The sequence below is a fragment of the Streptomyces sp. NPDC056222 genome (assembly GCF_042264065.1).
GTDB lineage: Bacteria > Actinomycetota > Actinomycetes > Streptomycetales > Streptomycetaceae > Streptomyces.
This window is the reverse complement of record NZ_JBHJTL010000055.1, coordinates 1-18,131: the sequence shown is the minus strand read 5'-3', so window position 1 is coordinate 18,131 and position 18,131 is coordinate 1. Positions and strand designations below refer to the sequence as shown.

Here is an 18,131-nt window from a genome sequence, read left to right as displayed (position 1 = left end):
CATCCTGCTGACCTGCGGCGATCACCGGATCGCCGGAGCGGGGGATCTTCGCCCGCCCCGCTCATCCCCCGGCCGGGGGAGAACCGGCGGTGATCAGCCCGCTCTCGTACGCGCAGATCACCGCCTGGATCCGGTCCCGAAGGCCCAGCTTGGCGAGCACGTTCCCCACATGCGTCTTCACCGTGTGGTCGCTCACCACCAGCTCCGCCGCGATCTCCGCGTTGGAGAGACCCCGCGCGAGCAGCAGCAGCGTCTCCCGCTCACGGGCCGTCAGCGCGTCGAGGCGCGGATCGGGCCGGGGCGCGCGCCGGATCGGACGGGTGTACTCCGACACCAGCCGCCGCGCCACGGACGGGGCCAGCAGCGAGTCGCCCCGCGCCACCACCCGTACCGCGTGCACCAGATCGTCCCGGCGCACGTCCTTCAGCAGGAATCCGCTCGCGCCCGCGTGCAGCGCCTCGTACACGTACTCGTCGGAGTCGAAGGTCGTCAGCATCACCGTCCGGCACGCCGACTCGGCGCTGATCGTCCGGCAGGCCTCGATGCCGTCCATGCGCGGCATCCGGATGTCGAGCAGGGCCACATCGGGGTGGTGCCGGCGCACGGCCTCGACCGCCTCGGCCCCGTCGCCCGCCTCCGCGACCACCTCGATGTCCGGCTGCCCTTCCAGGATCATCGAGAAACCGCTGCGGACCAGCTCCTGGTCGTCGGCCACCACGACACGGATCGTCAACGCGCCACCTCCGCGGGAGAGGTTACGGGGAGCTCGACCCGCACCTCGAAGCCCCGGCCGTCCGGCCCCGGTCCGTTCACCGCCGCGCCGCCGTGCGCCGCCGCCCGCTCGCGGATACCGACGAGCCCGTGACCGCCGGAGCCTTCCGGAGCACCGCGCCGCGGACCGCGGCCGTCGTCCGTCACGACGATCTCCAGGACACCGTCCTCGTGGGCCAGCCGCACGGAGGCGGTCCGCGCCCCGGCGTGCTTCACCACGTTCGTCAGCGCCTCCTGGACGATGCGGTGGACGGTCGCCCCGACGGCGGACGGCAGGGCCCGCACCCCGCCCGTCGTCGTGTACGAGACGTCCAGCCCACTGGCCCGGACCCGCTCCACCAGCTCCGGCAGCCCGCCGAGATCCGGCTGCGGCTCCCGGGGAGCGTCGCCCTCCGTGCCGTCGCGCAGCACCCCCAGCATCCGGCGCAGCTGCGCCATGGCGTCCCGGCCGGTCGCGGAGATGGCGTCGAACGCGGCCTCCGCGCGCTCCGGAGCCGCCCGAACCGCCACCGGACCGGCCTCCGCCTGCACGACCATCAGGCTCACCGCATGGGAGAGGATGTCGTGCATCTCCCGGGCGATCCGCGCCCGTTCACGCGCCGCGGCCTGCTCGGCCTCGACGCGATGGGCCCGCTGCCGGGCATCGGTCAGCCGCCCGAAGACGTACGCCGCCGCGAACACGAAGAGGGAGAAGGTCAGTTCACGTGCCGAGCGGGTGTTGAGCCACACCGACACGGGCACCGCCACCGCGAGCAGCAGCAGAGCCGTGAGCCGCTGCCATGACGGCGCGATCGCGGCGATCGTGTAGATCACCACGAGCCCGGTGTACGGCAGGGGCTGGCCCGGCCCCTCCACGGCCAGCTTGTACAGCGCACTGGCCGCCATGACCGCCAGGAGCGTCGCGAAGGGCGCGCGCCGCCGCCAGACCAGCGGCAGCACCGTGAGCGTGGTCAGCCCGTACGCCGGCCAGGTCGCCGGCTCCAGCTCCGGCGGGCGGGGCACCACGAACGGCATCGTCATGGCCGCCTGGACGAGCAGCGCGATCCCGACGTCCACGGCCTGCGGACGGGAGGCGCCCAACTCCCGTGCCCGCTCCCACCATCCTCGTACGTCCCCCCGTATGCCCATTACGGCTTCCGGCCCACCGCGCCGAACTGCGCCACCTCGCTCGCCGGGGCGAACCGCCAGCTCGCGCAGGAGACGATCCCCGGCTCCAGGACGTCGAGCCCGTCCAGGAAGGAGGTGAACTCGGCGCGGGTGCGGGCGGTGATCGGCGGGGTCGCGTTCTCGTTCCAGAACTTCATCGCCGCCACGTTCCCCTCGCCGCCGAGCTCGGGCTCCAGGGTGGGGTGGGTCAGTACGAGATGGCTGCCGGACGGCATCGCGTCCATGAGCGTACGGACCACGCTCCGGGCCTCGTCGGTGTCCAGGACGAAGTTGAGGATGCCCAGCATCATGACCGCGACCGGACGGGACAGGTCGAGCGTCCGGGCCGCGGCCTCCAGGATGAGCTCCGGGTTCCGCGCGTCCGCGTCGATGTACTCTGTGACTCCTTCCGGGGCGCTGGTCAGCAGCGCGCGGGCGTGCGTCAGCACGATCGGGTCGTTGTCGACGTAGACGATCCTGGCCTCCGGCGCGACCCGCTGGGCGACCTCGTGGGTGTTGTCGGCCGTCGGCAGGCCGGTGCCGATGTCCAGGAACTGGCGCACCCCGGCGTCGGCCGCCAGATGCGTCACCGCCCGGCCGAGGAACGCCCGGTCCGCGCGGGCCACTTCACCGATGCTCGGGTAGAGGCCGGTGACCTGGTCGCCGACCGCCCGGTCGACGGGGTAGTTGTCCTTGCCGCCCAGCCAGTAGTTCCACACGCGGGCGTTGTGCGCGATGTCGGTCCGGATCCGCTCGGCCCCTGTCACCGGTGGTCTCCCCCTCGCAGTTCGGCGGCTCGCAGTTCGGCGGCGAGCGCGTCCACCCGGTTGGTGGTGATCGCATCCACCCCGTGGGACAGGAGCTTACGCATGGAGCGCCGGGTGTCCGCGGTCCAGGCCGACAGCAGGTACCCGTCCCGGTGCACCCGCTCCGCCAGCTCCCGACTCACCAGACCGAAGCGGTAGTTGAGCCAGCGCGGCCGCACCGCGTCCAGGAGCACGGCACGCGGCGGTGCGAGCGTCGTCCAGGTCAGGGCGATCTCCGCGGCCGGGTCGGCGGCCCGGACCTGGAGCATCGCCACCCCGCCCGCGCAGTAGTACACACGCTCGGCGGCCCCGCACTCGCGGACCGTACCGACGATCGTGCGGACCGACTCCTCGTTCCCGCCGGGCAGGTCGAGCATCAGCCGGTGAGGTCCGGCCGCGATCAGCGCCTCGCGCAGCGTCGGGACCCCGCCGTACGTCAGCTCCCGAAGCTGGGAGTGGGTGAGCGCGGACAGCGGCCGGTCGTGGCCCCACAGCCGTTCGAGCGTGTCGTCGTGGAGCAGGACGGGGACCCCGTCGCGGGTGAGCCGTACATCGATCTCGACGGCGTCCGCGCCCCCCTCGATCGCCGAGACGATCGAGGGGACCGTGTTCTCCCGCACGCGGTACGGGTCGCCGCGGTGGCCTACGACAGTGACGTGATCCAGGGCTCCGAGGTCCATGGGGCCATTGTTGCGGCTGGGGCGTCGCTCAGCGCGCGAGCCACGTCTCCGTGTAGTCGTCGATCTCGGCGGCAAGGCGGGCCTTCCCGGCCTCGTCCAGGAACGACGCCTCGACCGCGTTCTTGGCGAGGGCTGCCAGACCGCGCTCGTCGAGCTCGAGAAGACGGGCGGCGACGGCGTACTCGTTGTTCAGGTCCGTACCGAACATCGGCGGGTCGTCACTGTTGATCGTCACCAGGACGCCGGCCGCCACCATCTCCTTGATGGGGTGCTGGTCCAGATCGGCGACCGCACGGGTCGCGATGTTCGAGGTCGGGCAGACCTCCAGGGCGATCCGGTGCTCCGCCAGATGGGCCAGGAGCGCCGGGTCCTGCACGGCGCTGGTGCCGTGGCCGATGCGCTGGGCGCCCAGCTCGTTCAGGGCGTCCCAGATCGTCTCCGGTCCTGTCGTCTCGCCCGCGTGCGGGACGGAGCGCAGGCCGGCCGCGATCGCCCGGTCGAAGTAGGGCTTGAACTGCGGGCGCGGTACGCCGATCTCCGGGCCGCCGAGGCCGAAGGAGACGAGGCCCTCGGGGCGCAGGTCGACCGCGAGCCGGGCGGTCTCCTCCGCGGCCTCCAGACCGGCCTCGCCGGGGATGTCGAAGCACCAGCGCAGCACGATGCCCAGCTCGGCCTCGGCGGCCTTGCGGGCGTCCTCGATGGCCGCCATGAAGGCGCGCTCGTCGATCCCGCGGCGGGTCGAGCTGTACGGGGTGATGGTGAGCTCGGCGTACCGGATGTTCTGCCGCGCCATGTCCCGGGCGACCTCGAACGTCAGCAGCCGGACGTCCTCCGGGGTGCGGACGAGGTCGACGACCGAGAGGTAGACCTCGATGAAGTGCGCGAAGTCGGTGAAGGTGAAGTAGTCGGCGAGCGCCTCGGGGTCCGTGGGGACCTTCGAGTCGGGGTGGCGTGCCGCCAGCTCGGAGACGATCCGCGGAGAGGCGGAGCCGACGTGGTGGACGTGCAGCTCGGCCTTGGGGAGGCCCGCGATGAAGGAGTGGAGATCGGTCATCGGATCATCGTAGGCCGGGCCGGTCCGCCGTCGGGGGGAGGTCGTAGCATGGCGTGACCACGATGGGGGAGGCCCATGTCTGACAACAGCGACCAGCCGCAGGGCGGGTACGACCCGGCGGACCCGTGGGCTCCGCCGAACCGCGACGGGGTGGAACTGAGCAAGTCCTCGACGCCCGCGCCGCAGGACCGTCCGCCGGTGCACGACCAGCCGACGATGACCTCGATGCCGGCGGCCGGGGACGTGCCGCCGCCGCCCGTGGCCCCCGGAGGCCCCGCGACCACACCCGGCGCGTACGGATACCCGGCCGCGACGCCGGCCGCGCCCGCGCCGGCGGCGTACGGCTACCCCGGCTATCCGGGATACAGCGGCTACGGCCAGACCGGCTGGCAGGCGTCCCCGTCCAACGGGATGGGGACGGCGGCGATGGTGCTCGGCATCATCGCCACCGTGGGCTTCTGCATGTACGGCCTGGGTGTCGTCCTGGGCGTCCTGGCCCTGATCTTCGGCATCATCGGCCGCAAGAAGGTGCAGCGGGGCGAGGCGAACAACGGCGGGATGGCGACCGCGGGCATCGTCCTCGGTTCGATCGGCATCCTGATCAGCGCGGTGTTCCTGGGCTTCATCATCTGGGCCGTCGCCCAGGGAGACAGCTACGACAACGACACGGACGACCCGTGGGCGACGAGCCTGGTGGTCGAGAACCGCTAGCCCGTCCCGCCAGGGAGAAGGGCCCCGCGCCGTCCGGCTGCGGGGCCCTCTGCGTCGCCTCTACGCGCCGCGCAGGCGCTCCCGCGCCTCCATGAGCGCGAAGCCCAGCAGGTTCAGTCCCCGCCAGCGGGCGGGGTCCATCGCGCGCGGGTCGTCGGCGGCGAGACCGATGCCCCAGACGCGGTCCAACGGGCTCGCCTCCACCAGGACGCGGCCGCCCGTGCCGAGCAGGAACGCCCGCAGGGCGTCGTCCGAGGCGAACTTGTGGACGCTGCCCTCCACGACGATCTCGAAGCGCTCCCGCTGCCAGACCGTCTCGTCGAAGCCCCGCACCTGCCGCCCGGCGTTCTTGGCCTCCGCGGGCGTGCGGGACGACAGTGCGGCCCGCTCGGCCTCCGGGTCGCCGAAGAGCCGGGCCTTCGCCGCCATCATCCAGTGCTCGGCCGTCGCGTACCGCACCCCGTCGACCTCGAAGGGTGACTCCCACCACTGGCTCAGACAGCTCGCGGAGAGCTGCCCGTCCGGCCTCGGGCGGTGGCCCCAGAAATGCAGCCACTTCACCTTGTCGCCCCTGCTGACCTGCTGCGTCAACTCGTCGATCTTCCCCATGCACGCGATTCTGGCAGCCGCCACGGACATTCCGTACGGTCATTTACCCGACCCCTCGACACATGGTCGACCGATTCCGTCGCGTAACCAAAAGGCAACAACGGAATCACTTGTTGGGCTGGTATAGCTCTGTCAGGATCGGCACTCAATTCGAGCTGGAACAACGGAGAGCGTCATGGGCAACCGCTTCCAGGTGACGGACCGCTTCGCGGACGGCGCACAGTACATCGGCGGCCGTCTGCGGCCCGGGACCTCGGGCGAGGAGCACAGCGTCGTCGACCCGGCCACGGGCGAGAGCGTGTACACGTACGAACTCGCGTCCACCGCGGACGTGGACGCCGCCGTCGCCGCCGCGAAGGAGGCGTTCCCGGGCTGGGCCGGTGCCACACCCGGCGAGCGCTCGGACGCGCTGCACCGGTTCGCCGGGGTGCTCGCCGAGCGGGCCGAGGACTTCGCCCGCGTCGAGTCCCTCCAGTGCGGCAAGCCCATCAAGCTGTCGACCGAGTTCGACGTGCCCGGCACGGTCGACAACACCGCCTTCTTCGCCGGAGCGGCCCGCCACCTCCAGGGCCAGTCGGCCGGCGAGTACAGCGGTGACCACACCTCGTACGTACGGCGGGAGCCGATCGGTGTCGTCGGCTCCATCGCCCCCTGGAACTACCCGCTCCAGATGGCCGCCTGGAAGATCCTCCCGGCGATCGCGGCCGGCAACACGATCGTCCTGAAGCCGGCCGAACTCACCCCGCTCACCTCGCTGATGTTCGCCCAGGCGGCCACCGACGCGGGCATCCCCGACGGTGTCGTCAACATCGTCAACGGCGCGGGACGCACCGCCGGCGAACACCTCGTCGGCCACCCGGACGTGGTGATGACCTCCTTCACCGGCTCCACCCCTGTCGGCAAGCGCGTCGCCGAGATCGCCACGTCCACCGTCAAGCGGCTCCACCTCGAACTCGGCGGCAAGGCACCCTTCGTGGTCTTCGACGACGCCGACCTGGAGGCCGCCGCCCACGGCGCCGTCGCCGCCTCGCTCATCAACACCGGCCAGGACTGCACCGCCGCCACGCGCGCGTACGTCCAGCGCCCGCTCTTCGACGCCTTCGTCGCCCGGGTCGCCGAACTCATGGAGACCGTCCGCCTCGGCGACCCGTTCGACCCGTCCACCGACCTCGGCCCGCTGATCAGCCACGCCCAGCGCGACCGCGTCGCCGCCTTCGTCGACCGCGCCCGCGGCTACGCCACCGTCGTCACCGGCGGAGAGGCCCCGGGCGGGGAGCTCAAGAACGGTGCGTACTATCGTCCGACCCTGATCACCGGCGCCGCGCAGGACAGCGAGGTCGTGCAGTCGGAGATCTTCGGACCGGTCCTGGTTGCCCTGCCCTTCGACAGCGACGACGACGGCATCCGGCTCGCCAACGACACCCCCTACGGCCTCGCCGCCTCCGCCTGGACCCGCGAGGTCTTCCGGGCCAACCGCGCCACCCGCGAGATCAGGTCGGGCTGCGTCTGGGTCAACGACCACATTCCGATCATCAGCGAGATGCCGCACGGAGGCTACAAGGCCTCCGGGTTCGGAAAGGACATGTCGGCGTATTCCTTCGAGGAGTACACGCAGGTCAAGCATGTGATGTACGAAAACACCGCGGTGGCCCGGAAGGACTGGCACCGCACGATCTTCGGAGACCGGTAGTCCTCCCCAACCCCCGAGAGGTACAGCGCATGGAGCAGTACGAGCCCGACAGCCTGTCCGCCGCACAACTCGCGGCGATGCGACGCAGTCTGACGAGTGGCCGGGGCGCCCTCACCCGCCGTTCGATGCTGCGCGCCGGTGGCGTCGGCGCGCTCACGGTCGGCGGCCTCGCGACCCTGAGCGCCTGTGGAATCCCGCCGGCCAAGCGGGAGGGCCAGGGCGGCCCCGCGTCCACGGACTTCTCGGCCAAGGAGAAGCAGGTCGCCTTCTCCAACTGGACCGAGTACATGGACGTCAGCGAGGACGAGAAGTCCCGCCCCACCCTGGAGGCGTTCACCAAGCGCACCGGGATCAAGGTCAAGTACACCGAGGACATCAACGACAACGTCGAGTTCTTCGGCAAGATCAAGCCGCAGCTCGCGGCCGGGCAGGACACCGGTCGCGACCTGATCTGCGTCACCGACTGGCTCGCGGCACGCATCATCCGGCTCGGCTGGGCGCAGAAGCTCGACGCGGCCAACCTCCCCACCGCGTACGCGAACCTGTCCGCGCAGTTCCGCCGCCCCGACTGGGACCCGGGCCGCGCCTACTCGTACCCGTGGACCGGTATCTCCACCGTCATCGCCTACAACTCCAAGGCGACCGGCGGCAAGAAGGTCGACTCCGTCACCCAGCTCCTCGACGACCCCTCCCTCAAGGGCCGGGTCGGCTTCCTCACCGAGATGCGCGACTCCGTCGGCATGACGCTGCTCGACATGGGCAAGGACCCGGGGAAGTTCACCGACGCCGAGTACGACGAGGCGATCGGCCGGCTGCAGAAGGGCGTCGACAAGAAGCAGATCCGGCGCTTCACCGGCAACGACTACACCTCCGACCTGGACAAGGGCGACCTCGCGGCCTGTCTCGCCTGGGCCGGTGACGTCATCCAGCTGCAGGCCGACAACCCGGACATCAAGTTCGCGATACCGTCCGCCGGTTACATCACCTCCAGCGACAACCTGCTGGTCCCGGCCCAGGCGCGCCACAAGGCCAACGCCGAGAAGCTCATCGACTACTACTACGAGCTCCCGGTCGCCGCACAGCTGGCCGCGTACATCAACTACGTCTGCCCGGTCGACGGGGTGAAGGACGAGCTCGCCAAGATCGACCCGGAGCTGGCGAACAACACGCTGATCCTGCCGGACAAGGCCATGGCCGCGAAGTCGCACGCCTTCCGCTCGCTCACCAGCGAGGAAGAGACGGCGTACGAGGAGAAGTTCGCCAAGCTCATCGGTGCCTGATCCCCCGCAGCGGCAAGCGCGGGGGCGCCCCCATCGTCGTCCACCTCTTACGAACCTGGGATCGCAACCCATGACTGACAAGAACACCGGCGGCGACGTCCGTCTCACCGGGATCAGCAAGACCTACGGCTCCTTCACCGCCGTCCATCCGCTCGACCTGACCATCCCGCAGGGCTCGTTCTTCGCCCTCCTGGGCGCCTCCGGCTGCGGCAAGACGACCACGCTGCGCATGATCGCCGGCCTGGAGGAGCCCACCAGCGGCACCGTGTTCCTCGGCGACAAGGACGTCACCGACCTCCCGCCGTACAAGCGGCCGGTCAACACCGTCTTCCAGTCCTACGCGCTCTTCCCGCACATGGACGTCTTCGAGAACATCGCGTTCGGTCTGCGCCGGCGGGGCATCAAGTCGGTGAAGAAGCAGGTCGACGACATGCTGGAGCTCGTCCAGCTCGGCGACAAGGCCCGGCACAAGCCGCACCAGCTCTCCGGCGGCCAGCAGCAGCGCGTCGCCGTGGCCCGGGCGCTCATCAACCACCCGCAGGTCCTCCTCCTCGACGAGCCGCTCGGCGCTCTCGACCTCAAGCTGCGCCGCCAGATGCAGCTGGAGCTCAAGCGCATCCAGACCGAGGTCGGCATCACCTTCGTCCACGTCACCCACGACCAGGAGGAGGCCATGACCATGGCCGACCAGGTCGCGGTGATGAACGGCGGCCGGGTGGAGCAGCTCGGCGCCCCCGCCGACCTGTACGAGAACCCGCGGACCACGTTCGTGGCGAACTTCCTGGGCACCTCCAACCTCATCGAGGCCGAGGTCGTCGAGAACGGCGGCTCCGACCTGGTCGTGACGGCCGGCGGCGGCAAGCTCCGGCTGCCCGCGGACCGCTGTTCGGCGACCGTACGCACCGGAGGCAAGGTCCTCGTCGGCGTCCGTCCCGAGAAGATCTCGCTCGCGCACGCCGACGACGCGGGGAAGATCGCCGACGGCCGCAACAGGGTCACCGGCCGCATAGCCGACTCCTCCTTCATCGGCGTGTCCACCCAGTACGTGGTGAACTCGCCGGCGGGGGCGGAGCTCCAGGTCTACGAGCAGAACATCGAGCGGGACGCCCGTCTGGCGCCCGGCGCCGAGGTCGTCCTGCACTGGAACCCGGCGCACACGTTCGGCCTGGACGCCGATCAGGACATCGACGCGGGCGTGGAGACGGTGGAGGACGCCGGATGAGCACTTCCACCCTCACCAAGGAGGAGGAGACCGCGCCGGCCGGAGCACCGGTGACGCGCAAGCCCTCCACCCGCAAGCGGCTCGTCCCGTACTGGCTGCTCCTGCCCGGCATCGTCTGGCTGCTCGTCTTCTTCGCGCTGCCGATGGTCTACCAGGCCTCCACCTCGGTGCAGACCGGCTCCCTGGAGAAGGGCTTCGAGGTCACCTGGCACTTCCAGACGTACTGGGACGCCTTCCAGGAGTACTGGCCGCAGTTCGTCCGCTCCCTGCTGTACGCCGGTACCGCCACCCTGCTGTGCCTGCTCCTCGGCTATCCGCTGGCGTATCTGATCGCCTTCAAGGCCGGCCGGTGGCGCAACCTCCTGCTGGTCCTCGTGATCGCGCCGTTCTTCACCAGCTTCCTCATCCGGACGCTGGCGTGGAAGACGATCCTCGCGGACGACAGCCTCGTGGTCGACGCGCTCAACACCCTGCACGTCCTGGACGTGACGAGCTGGCTCGGCTGGACCGAGGGCGACCGGGTGCTCGCCACCCCGATGGCGGTGGTCTGCGGTCTCACCTACAACTTCCTGCCGTTCATGATCCTGCCGCTCTACACCTCGCTGGAGCGGATCGACGGCCGGCTTCACGAGGCGGCGAAGGACCTGTACGCGTCCCCCGCCACCACCTTCCGCAAGGTGACCTTCCCGCTCTCCATGCCGGGCGTGGTCTCCGGCACGCTGCTCACCTTCATCCCGGCCAGCGGCGACTACGTCAACGCCGAACTCCTCGGCTCGACCGACACCAAGATGGTCGGCAACGTCATCCAGTCGCAGTTCCTGCGGGTCCTCGACTATCCGACGGCCGCCGCGCTGTCCTTCATCCTCATGGCGATCGTGCTGCTCATGGTCACCGTCTACATCCGCCGTGCGGGAACGGAGGACCTGGTCTGATGCGTTGGATCCGTCGGAACCTTGTCGCCCTCGCGGGCCTGCTGACGCTCGCGTACATGATCCTTCCGAACATCGTCGTGATGGTGTTCTCGTTCAACAAGCCGAACGGGCGCTTCAACTACGCCTGGCAGCGCTTCTCCCTGGACGCCTGGAAGGACCCGTGCGGCGTCGCCGACCTGTGCGGCTCGCTGACGCTCTCCCTCCAGATCGCCGCCTGGGCCACCCTCGGCGCGACGCTCCTCGGCGCGATGATCGCCTTCGCGCTGGTCCGCTACCGCTTCCGGGCGCGTGGCGCGATCAACTCGCTGATCTTCCTGCCGATGGCGATGCCCGAGGTCGTCATGGCCGCCTCCCTGCTCACGCTCTTCCTCAACATGGGCGCCGAGCTGGGCTTCTGGACGGTCCTGATCGCCCACATCATGTTCTGTCTGTCGTTCGTGGTGACGGCGGTCAAGGCGCGGGTGATGTCCATGGACCCGCGTCTGGAGGAGGCCTCGCGCGACCTCTACGCCGGCCCGGTGCAGACCTTCGTACGGGTCACGCTGCCGATCGCCGCCCCCGGAATCGCCGCCGGAGCGCTGCTCGCCTTCGCGCTCTCGTTCGACGACTTCATCATCACCAACTTCAACGCGGGCTCGACCGTCACCTTCCCCATGTTCGTCTGGGGCTCGGCACAGCGCGGCACGCCCGTCCAGATCAATGTCATCGGCACGGCCATGTTCATCATTGCCGTACTGGTGGTGGTAGCCGGACAGATCATTACGAACCGGCGCAAGAAAACAGCGACAACCTGAGCAAGCCCTGAAGGAGTTGGAAACCATGGCCCCAGTCGCCATGCGTCTCGCTGCACAATCTCTCTCCGACGCCCAGCCCGTCCCCTTCTGGCTGGAAGACCCCGGCAAGCCCGGAGCGCTGCCCGCCCTCACCGGCACCGAGAAGTGCGACCTTCTCGTCGTCGGCGGCGGATACAGCGGACTGTGGACCGCGCTCCTCGCCAAGGAGCGCGACCCCTCCAGGGATGTCGTCCTGATCGAAGGGCGCGAGGTGGGCTGGGCCGCCTCGGGCCGCAACGGCGGCTTCTGCGCCGCCTCCCTCACCCACGGCTTCGGCAACGGACTCGCCCGCTGGCCGGGCGAGCTGCCGAAGCTGGAGGAGCTCGGCGAGCGCAACCTCGACGCCATCGAGGCGGCGGTCGCCCGATACTCGCTCGACTGCGACTTCGAGCGGACCGGCGAGCTCGACGTCGCCACCGAGCCGTACCAGGTCGAGGAACTCACCGAGGTGTACGCGGAGATCGAGCGGCTCGGTCTCGCGGACGGCCTCGACCTCCTCGACGGCGACGCGGTCCGCGCGGAGGTCGACTCCCCGACCTTCCTCGGCGGCCTGTGGGACCGGCGCGGCGTCGCCATGCTCAACCCCGCCAAGCTGGCCTGGGGTCTGAAGCGGGCCTGCGCCGACCTCGGGGTGCGGATCTACGAGAACACCCCCGGCCTCGACCTCGTCTCCGTCGGCGCGGGCATGGGCGTGCGCACCCCGTACGGCAGGGTCCTCGCCCGCCGGGTCGCGCTCGGCACCAATGTCTTCCCCTCGCTGGTCAAGCGGGTCCGGCACTACACCGTCCCGGTCTACGACTACGCCCTGATGACCGAGCCGCTCAGCCCCGAGCAGCTCGCCGCCGTCGGCTGGAAGAACCGCCAGGGGCTCGGGGACAGCGCCAACCAGTTCCACTACTTCCGGATCACCGCCGACAACCGGATCCTGTGGGGCGGCTACGACGCGGTCTACCGTTTCGGCGGCCGGGTCAGCGCCGAGATGGACCACCGCCCGGAGACGTATCTGAAGCTCGCCGAGCACTTCTTCCGCTGCTTCCCGCAGCTGGAGGGGCTCCGCTTCAGTCACGCCTGGGGCGGCGCGATCGACACCTGCTCGCGCTTCTCCGCCTTCTTCGGTACGGCGTACCAGGGCAAGGTCGCCTACGCGGCGGGCTTCACCGGCCTCGGTGTGGGCGCCACCCGCTTCGGCGGCGACGTGATGCTGGACCTGCTGGCCGGTGAGCGCACGGAGCGTACGGAGCTGGAGATGGTCCGCTCCAAGCCGCTGCCGTTCCCGCCGGAGCCGATCGCCTGGGCCGGCATCGGCATCACCAAGTGGTCGATGGCCAGGGCCGACGAGAACGGCGGCCGTCGCAATCTGTGGCTGAAGGCGATGGACCGCCTGGGCCTGGGCTTCGACAGCTAGGGTCCGTCCTCCGGACAGTGCCGGGCCCCGGTCGGGCGGCCCGGCCGGCGGGGTCACGGCGTCTGCCGCGGCCCCGCCGTGCCGTTCGTGCCCGCCTCCGCCAGTACGCTGTCGCCCTCGGTGTCCACGTGCGGCAGGATCCGGTCCAGCCAGCGCGGGGTCCACCAGGCCTTCTCCCCGAGCAGCGTCATCACGGCGGGCACCAGCAGCAGACGTGCGACCGTCGCGTCGATGAGCACACTTGCCGCCAGGCCGAGACCGAGCATCTTCACCACGATGTTGTCGCTGATGATGAAGGCGGCGAAGACGCTCACCATGATGAGCGCCGCGCAGGTGATGACGCGCGCCGTGATCTCCAGGGCGTGCGCGACGCTCGCCTTCGCGTCGCCGGTGCGCAGCCAGGCCTCGTGGACGCGGGACAGCAGGAAGATCTCGTAGTCCATGCTCAGACCGAAGACGATCGCGAACATCATCATCGGCACGTAGCTCTCGATCGGGACGTCTCCGGAGACGCCGAGCGCAGGCCCTCCCCAGCCCCACTGGAAGACGGCGACCACCACTCCGTACGAGGCGCCGATCGACAGCAGGTTGAGGATCGCGGCCTTGGCCGCGACGAGCGGCCCTCGGAAGACGACCAGGATGACGAGGAACGCCAGGGCCACGACCACGGCGATGATGAGCGGCAGCCGGCTGGAGACGATGTCGAGGAAGTCGACCTGGGCGGCGGTGGTGCCGGTGACGTAGGTGGTGGCCACGGTCCCGGAGACAGCGTTCGGAAGGACGGTGCCGGTCAGGTCGTTGACCAGCTGCGTCGTCAGCTCGTCCTGCGGCGCGGCGACCGAGTAGGCGGTGCTGAGCAGGACGTCGCCGTCCGAGGTCGGCTGCAGCGGGGTGATCAGGAGAGCGTTCGGGACCCCGGTGAGGGCCTTCTGGGCCTGCGAGGCGAGGGCTGACCGGTCGGCGGCGGGTACCGAGGTCTGGTCGATGACCAGGGTCAGCGGGCCGTTGGAGCCGGGTCCGAAGGCCGAGGACATCAGGTCGAAGGCGCGCCGGTCGGTGAAGGACTTCGGGTCGGCGCCGTCGCCGATGTGCCCGAGCTGCATGAAGAACATGGGAATGGCGAGCACCACGAGCACGATGACGCCCGCGGCCAGGAACCACCACGGCCGGCGCTCGACGCGCAGGGCGTAGCGGTGCCAGGTCCCCTCCTCCACGCCCGACTCGGCGTCGGTCTCGGCGATCGGCTTGCGCACCTTCAGCTTGTCGATCCGCCGCCCGATCAGCCCGAGCATCGCCGGTACGAGGGTGAGCGCGCCGATCACGGCGGTGACGACGGTGCACGTGGCGGCGAGTCCGAGCAGTCCGATGAAGGTCAGTCCGGAGACCCAGAGTCCGGAGAGGGCGATGATGACGGTGCAGCCCGAGACCAGGACGGCCCGGCCGCTGGTGGCGGTGGACGCCCCGCCGGCGGACACCGGGTCCATGCCGTTCATCAACAGCTGGCGGTGGCGGGTGATCAGGAACAGCGCGTAGTCGATGCCGACGCCGATGCCGATCATAGTGGCCAGGGTCGGGGAGACGGTCGCGAAGGTCCACACGGAGGCGAGCAGCCCGAGCACCGCGATCCCGCAGAGGGCCGCGAACAGGGCGGTGACCAGCGGCAGCACGGCGGCCAGCACACTGCCGAAGCCGATCAGGAGGACGACGATCGCGACCCCGAAGCCGATCGCCTCGCTGGTCCGGTCGTCCGCCTCCGGCCGGGCCAGCTCGCCCAGCGAACCGCCGTACTCGACCTCGACACCGGCGGCGCGCAGCGGTTCCACGGCGCTGTCCACGCCGTCCAGGTAGTCGTCGCCGAGGGTGGAGGGCTGCACGCTGAAGCGCATCGTGATGTAGGCGGTCTTGCCGTCCGTCGAGAGCGGTCCGACGTTCGGGGTGCCCGGGGGCGGGGCCGGTGGTGTGGTGCCGGGCGCCGGCAGCGGGTTCTGCGCATTCAGGACCTCCGGCAGCTTCCCGAGGGCGGTGACCGTCGAGGAGATCTGGTCGCTCACCTCGGTGAGCGGCTTCGCGGAGTCGTACAGCACCACCTGGGCGCTGTAGCCGCCGGCGGCCGGCTCGTGCTCCCGGAGGACGTCGAGCCCCTCCTGGGACTGGGTGCCGGGCAGCGAGTAGTTGTCCGAGTACTCCCCGCCGTACGCGTGCTGAAGGACCAACAGGCCGGCCAGCGCGACGATCCATGCCGCGATCACGATGACGAAGTGGTGGGCGCACCATGCGCCCAGCCGCCACAGCAGCCCCTTCTTGCCGGTGCTTCGGCTGCCGGGTGCGGTACCCGAAGACGGCGGGAAGGGCATGGATACTCCCGTGGTGAGGGCGGCGCGGAGGCCCATACGAACACGCGGGGGTCGGCGAGCGGCGGAAGCCGTCGACCCGGCCCGCCGCCGTCCACCCGATCGGGCGCGTCCCGGCGGGCCTCGACCCCAGGGCGTGCGCCGGGTGTGCGCCCCCCGCGCACACCAGTCGGTCGCGGTGTGACCCAGTTCACTACCAACCCGTGGCCCGAACCCGCGTAATGATCGTCGCCGACCCCGCTCTCTGCGTGTGGACGTCGCGTCCGCACACGGAATGGAGGCCAAGGGCAATGACCGGTTCGGGGGCCAGGACCGCAGTGGAATGGCTGGCATCGGTGGCACCGGATCCCGACGCCTGCCGGTGGGAATGGGAGCGCAACCCGCACGGGGTGGCGCTGCTGCCCGCGGGCAGGCGCTGGGACGTGCTGATCCTGCCGGGGGAGCTCGGCTGTCCCACGCTCGACGTGCTCACCCGGCTGGTGGCACGGCCCGGGCCGGTGCTCGCCGACTTCGGCGAGGCCCGTACGGGATTCTTCGTGCCGCCCGGCACGGCCGCGCGCTGGCTCGGTACCGGGGTGCGCAGCGCCGGTCGCGGCACCTGGATCGTCGTCCCCTACCCGGGGCGGGCCACCGGCGGCGTGCGCTGGCTGATCCCGCCCGACGGGAGCGGGACGCTCAACGACGCCTCGCTCCTGGAGCTCGCGATGCACGAGGCGGTGGGCCAACTGGCGCGGGGGGAAGGGGGGCAGAGGTCTTGACCACTTGATTGGTCTGGACCATGCTGTGGCGCGCTCCACCTCGATTCCCCCACCCCCGGAGGCAGTTGTGGACCGCACCAGACCTCTCACTTTTCTGCTGGCGGGCGTCCTCGCCGCCGGCGGACTCGCCTCGCTCACCCCCGCGGCCCAGGCCGCCGACCTCGACCTCGCACGCAACGGCGGCTTCGAATCCGGTCTCGACGGCTGGAGTTGTACGGCGGGCAGCGGAGCCGTCGTCTCCGCACCCGTGCACGGTGGGACGAAGGCGCTGCAGGCGACCCCCGCCGGCAGCGACCACGCCAAGTGCTCCCAGACCGTCACCGTCAAGCCGAACTCCGCCTACACACTGAGCGGCTGGGTGCGCGGCAGCTACGTCTACCTCGGCGCATCCGGAACCGGTACGTCCGACGTCTCCACCTGGACCCAGTCCGCCCCCGACTGGCAGAAGCTGAACACCACGTTCACGACCGGGGCCTCGACGACCTCGGTGACGATCTACACCCACGGCTGGTACGGCACCGGCGCCTACCACGCCGACGACGTCTCCCTCGTCGGCCCCGGCGGAGACCCCGTCCAGATACCGGCCACCCCCACCGGTCTCACCGCGGGCTCCCCGACCTCCACCTCCGTGCCGCTGTCCTGGCCCGCCGTCGCCGGTGCCACGTCGTACAAGGTCTACCGCGGCGGAACCCTGGCGGGGACCGCGACCGGCACCTCGTACACCGCGACCGGCCTCGCGCCCTCCACCTCGTACACCTTCCAGGTCTCCGCCGTGAACAGCGCCGGCGAGTCGGCCAGGTCCACGGCCGTCTCGGCCACCACGACGTCCGGCGGTGGCGGGAACCCCGGCGGCGGCCTCCCCGCCCACGCGCTCGTCGGCTACCTCCACGCCAGCTTCGCCAACGGCTCCGGCTACACCCGGATGGCCGACGTCCCCGACTCCTGGGACGTCATCAACCTCGCCTTCGGCGAGCCGACCTCGGTGACCTCAGGAGACATCCGCTTCTCCCTCTGCCCGGCCACCGAATGCCCGAACGTCGAGTCCGTCGCGGACTTCAAGGCGGCCATCAAGGCCAAGCAGGCGGCAGGCAAGAAGGTCCTCATCTCCATCGGCGGCCAGAACGGCCAGGTGCAGCTCTCCACCACGGCCGCCCGCGACACCTTCGTCTCCTCCGTCTCGAAGATCATCGACGAGTACGGACTCGACGGCCTGGACATCGACTTCGAGGGCCACTCCCTCTCGCTGCAGACCGGTGACACCGACTTCCGCAGCCCGACCAGCCCGGTGATCGTCAACCTGATCTCGGCGGTGAAGTCCCTGAAGGCCAAGTACGGCTCCGACTTCGTCCTGACGATGGCCCCGGAGACCTTCTTCGTCCAGCTCGGCTACCAGTACTACGGCTCCGGCCCCTGGGGCGGCCAGGACCCGCGCGCCGGCGCCTACCTCCCGGTCATCCACGCACTGCGCGACGACCTCACCCTGCTCCACGTCCAGGACTACAACTCGGGCTCGATCATGGGCCTCGACAACCAGTACCACTCCATGGGCGGCGCGGACTTCCACATCGCCATGACCGACATGCTCCTCACCGGCTTCCCCGTCGCCGGCAACACCGAGCGCGTCTTCCCGGCGCTCCGCCCCGACCAGGTCGCCATCGGTCTTCCGGCCTCCACCCAGGCGGGCAACGGCCACACGACACCGTCCGAGGTGAACAAGGCGCTGGACTGCCTGACGAAGAAGACGAACTGCGGCACCTACCAGACCCACGGCACCTGGCCGGCGCTGCGCGGCCTGATGACCTGGTCGATCAACTGGGACCGGTTCAACGGCTGGGAGTTCAGCCGGAACTTCGACGCCTACGGCTGGAGCTGACGGCCGGCAG

The 18,131-nt window shown here is 70.4% G+C and carries 16 protein-coding genes; 9 read left to right on the top strand and 7 right to left on the bottom strand.

The features are described 5' to 3' along the window. Window positions 1-61: 61 nt before the first annotated feature. From ACFC0D_RS24115 to ACFC0D_RS24095, 5 genes are read right to left on the bottom strand one after another with little or no spacing between them, the layout of a single operon-like run. Window positions 62-733 carry a response regulator gene (locus tag ACFC0D_RS24115; protein WP_376439503.1) on the bottom strand — a complete coding sequence of 224 codons (672 nt, stop codon included), beginning with the start codon at window positions 731-733 and terminating at the stop codon, window positions 62-64. Next, window positions 730-1,899 (bottom strand): sensor histidine kinase, encoded by a 1,170-nt coding sequence (locus ACFC0D_RS24110; RefSeq protein ID WP_376439499.1) that lies wholly within the window; start codon window positions 1,897-1,899, stop codon window positions 730-732. The genes ACFC0D_RS24115 and ACFC0D_RS24110 overlap by 4 nt, the downstream gene beginning before the upstream one ends. Next, window positions 1,899-2,684, bottom strand: coding sequence for an SAM-dependent methyltransferase (locus ACFC0D_RS24105; protein WP_376439496.1), 786 nt, complete (start codon window positions 2,682-2,684; stop codon window positions 1,899-1,901). Before ACFC0D_RS24105 ends, ACFC0D_RS24110 begins: the two co-directional genes overlap by 1 nt. Further along, a complete protein-coding gene (locus ACFC0D_RS24100; protein ID WP_376439493.1) occupies window positions 2,681-3,403 on the bottom strand; it encodes a glycerophosphodiester phosphodiesterase in 723 nt (240 codons plus the stop codon). Before ACFC0D_RS24100 ends, ACFC0D_RS24105 begins: the two co-directional genes overlap by 4 nt. A gap of 28 nt (window positions 3,404-3,431) precedes the next feature. After that, window positions 3,432-4,457, bottom strand: a complete 1,026-nt coding sequence (locus tag ACFC0D_RS24095) for an adenosine deaminase (RefSeq protein WP_376439491.1) — start codon at window positions 4,455-4,457, stop codon at window positions 3,432-3,434. A gap of 75 nt (window positions 4,458-4,532) precedes the next feature. Here ACFC0D_RS24095 and ACFC0D_RS24090 point away from each other — a divergent pair, with 75 nt between their 5' ends. Further along, window positions 4,533-5,168, top strand: a complete 636-nt coding sequence (locus tag ACFC0D_RS24090; protein ID WP_376439488.1) for a DUF4190 domain-containing protein — start codon at window positions 4,533-4,535, stop codon at window positions 5,166-5,168. Window positions 5,169-5,228: 60 nt separating this feature from the next. On the opposite strand, the gene ACFC0D_RS24085 is transcribed toward ACFC0D_RS24090, so the two are convergent. Then, entirely contained in the window at window positions 5,229-5,807 is a 579-nt protein-coding gene (locus ACFC0D_RS24085; RefSeq protein ID WP_376439486.1) for an NADAR family protein, read from the bottom strand. Between the two features lie 145 nt (window positions 5,808-5,952). On the opposite strand from ACFC0D_RS24085, the gene ACFC0D_RS24080 reads away from it, so the two are divergent. The 6 genes from ACFC0D_RS24080 to ACFC0D_RS24055 all read left to right on the top strand — a co-directional run bounded on the left by ACFC0D_RS24080 (window position 5,953) and on the right by ACFC0D_RS24055 (window position 13,139). Then, window positions 5,953-7,467 carry a gamma-aminobutyraldehyde dehydrogenase gene (locus ACFC0D_RS24080; RefSeq protein ID WP_376439483.1) on the top strand — a complete coding sequence of 505 codons (1,515 nt, stop codon included), beginning with the start codon at window positions 5,953-5,955 and terminating at the stop codon, window positions 7,465-7,467. A gap of 29 nt (window positions 7,468-7,496) precedes the next feature. Then, entirely contained in the window at window positions 7,497-8,747 is a 1,251-nt protein-coding gene (locus tag ACFC0D_RS24075) for a PotD/PotF family extracellular solute-binding protein (RefSeq protein ID WP_376439480.1), read from the top strand. Between the two features lie 70 nt (window positions 8,748-8,817). Beyond that, a complete protein-coding gene (locus ACFC0D_RS24070) occupies window positions 8,818-9,969 on the top strand; it encodes an ABC transporter ATP-binding protein (protein ID WP_376439478.1) in 1,152 nt (383 codons plus the stop codon). Next, complete coding sequence (locus ACFC0D_RS24065; protein WP_376439475.1) at window positions 9,966-10,901, top strand: ABC transporter permease; 936 nt, start codon at window positions 9,966-9,968, stop codon at window positions 10,899-10,901. The genes ACFC0D_RS24070 and ACFC0D_RS24065 overlap by 4 nt, the downstream gene beginning before the upstream one ends. Beyond that, window positions 10,901-11,695: an ABC transporter permease gene (locus ACFC0D_RS24060; protein WP_376439472.1), complete on the top strand. Its 795-nt coding sequence runs from the start codon at window positions 10,901-10,903 to the stop codon at window positions 11,693-11,695. The genes ACFC0D_RS24065 and ACFC0D_RS24060 overlap by 1 nt, the downstream gene beginning before the upstream one ends. Window positions 11,696-11,720: 25 nt before the next feature. Next, a complete protein-coding gene (locus ACFC0D_RS24055; protein ID WP_376439469.1) occupies window positions 11,721-13,139 on the top strand; it encodes an NAD(P)/FAD-dependent oxidoreductase in 1,419 nt (472 codons plus the stop codon). A gap of 53 nt (window positions 13,140-13,192) precedes the next feature. Here ACFC0D_RS24055 and ACFC0D_RS24050 read toward each other — a convergent pair whose 3' ends face one another. Then, window positions 13,193-15,493, bottom strand: a complete 2,301-nt coding sequence (locus ACFC0D_RS24050; RefSeq protein ID WP_376439466.1) for an MMPL family transporter — start codon at window positions 15,491-15,493, stop codon at window positions 13,193-13,195. Between the two features lie 287 nt (window positions 15,494-15,780). Between ACFC0D_RS24050 and ACFC0D_RS24045 the strand changes: the two genes are divergently transcribed. Continuing rightward, window positions 15,781-16,248 carry a hypothetical protein gene (locus ACFC0D_RS24045; RefSeq protein ID WP_376439464.1) on the top strand — a complete coding sequence of 156 codons (468 nt, stop codon included), beginning with the start codon at window positions 15,781-15,783 and terminating at the stop codon, window positions 16,246-16,248. Between the two features lie 67 nt (window positions 16,249-16,315). Further along, a complete protein-coding gene (locus ACFC0D_RS24040) occupies window positions 16,316-18,121 on the top strand; it encodes a chitinase (RefSeq protein WP_376439461.1) in 1,806 nt (601 codons plus the stop codon). Window positions 18,122-18,131 lie beyond the last annotated feature (10 nt).

What these genes read in the sequence shown, in the direction of transcription:
- ACFC0D_RS24100 (WP_376439493.1), bottom strand. Translation starts at nt 3,403, where the DNA reads ATGGACCTCGGAGCCCTGGATCACGTCACTGTCGTAGGCCACCGCGGC.
- ACFC0D_RS24045 (WP_376439464.1), top strand. Translation starts at nt 15,781, where the DNA reads ATGACCGGTTCGGGGGCCAGGACCGCAGTGGAATGGCTGGCATCGGTG.
- ACFC0D_RS24095 (WP_376439491.1), bottom strand. Translation starts at nt 4,457, where the DNA reads ATGACCGATCTCCACTCCTTCATCGCGGGCCTCCCCAAGGCCGAGCTG.
- ACFC0D_RS24060 (WP_376439472.1), top strand. Translation starts at nt 10,901, where the DNA reads ATGCGTTGGATCCGTCGGAACCTTGTCGCCCTCGCGGGCCTGCTGACG.
- ACFC0D_RS24050 (WP_376439466.1), bottom strand. Translation starts at nt 15,493, where the DNA reads ATGCCCTTCCCGCCGTCTTCGGGTACCGCACCCGGCAGCCGAAGCACC.
- ACFC0D_RS24085 (WP_376439486.1), bottom strand. Translation starts at nt 5,807, where the DNA reads ATGTCCGTGGCGGCTGCCAGAATCGCGTGCATGGGGAAGATCGACGAG.
- ACFC0D_RS24080 (WP_376439483.1), top strand. Translation starts at nt 5,953, where the DNA reads ATGGGCAACCGCTTCCAGGTGACGGACCGCTTCGCGGACGGCGCACAG.
- ACFC0D_RS24065 (WP_376439475.1), top strand. Translation starts at nt 9,966, where the DNA reads ATGAGCACTTCCACCCTCACCAAGGAGGAGGAGACCGCGCCGGCCGGA.
- ACFC0D_RS24070 (WP_376439478.1), top strand. Translation starts at nt 8,818, where the DNA reads ATGACTGACAAGAACACCGGCGGCGACGTCCGTCTCACCGGGATCAGC.
- ACFC0D_RS24090 (WP_376439488.1), top strand. Translation starts at nt 4,533, where the DNA reads ATGTCTGACAACAGCGACCAGCCGCAGGGCGGGTACGACCCGGCGGAC.
- ACFC0D_RS24075 (WP_376439480.1), top strand. Translation starts at nt 7,497, where the DNA reads ATGGAGCAGTACGAGCCCGACAGCCTGTCCGCCGCACAACTCGCGGCG.
- ACFC0D_RS24110 (WP_376439499.1), bottom strand. Translation starts at nt 1,899, where the DNA reads ATGGGCATACGGGGGGACGTACGAGGATGGTGGGAGCGGGCACGGGAG.
- ACFC0D_RS24055 (WP_376439469.1), top strand. Translation starts at nt 11,721, where the DNA reads ATGGCCCCAGTCGCCATGCGTCTCGCTGCACAATCTCTCTCCGACGCC.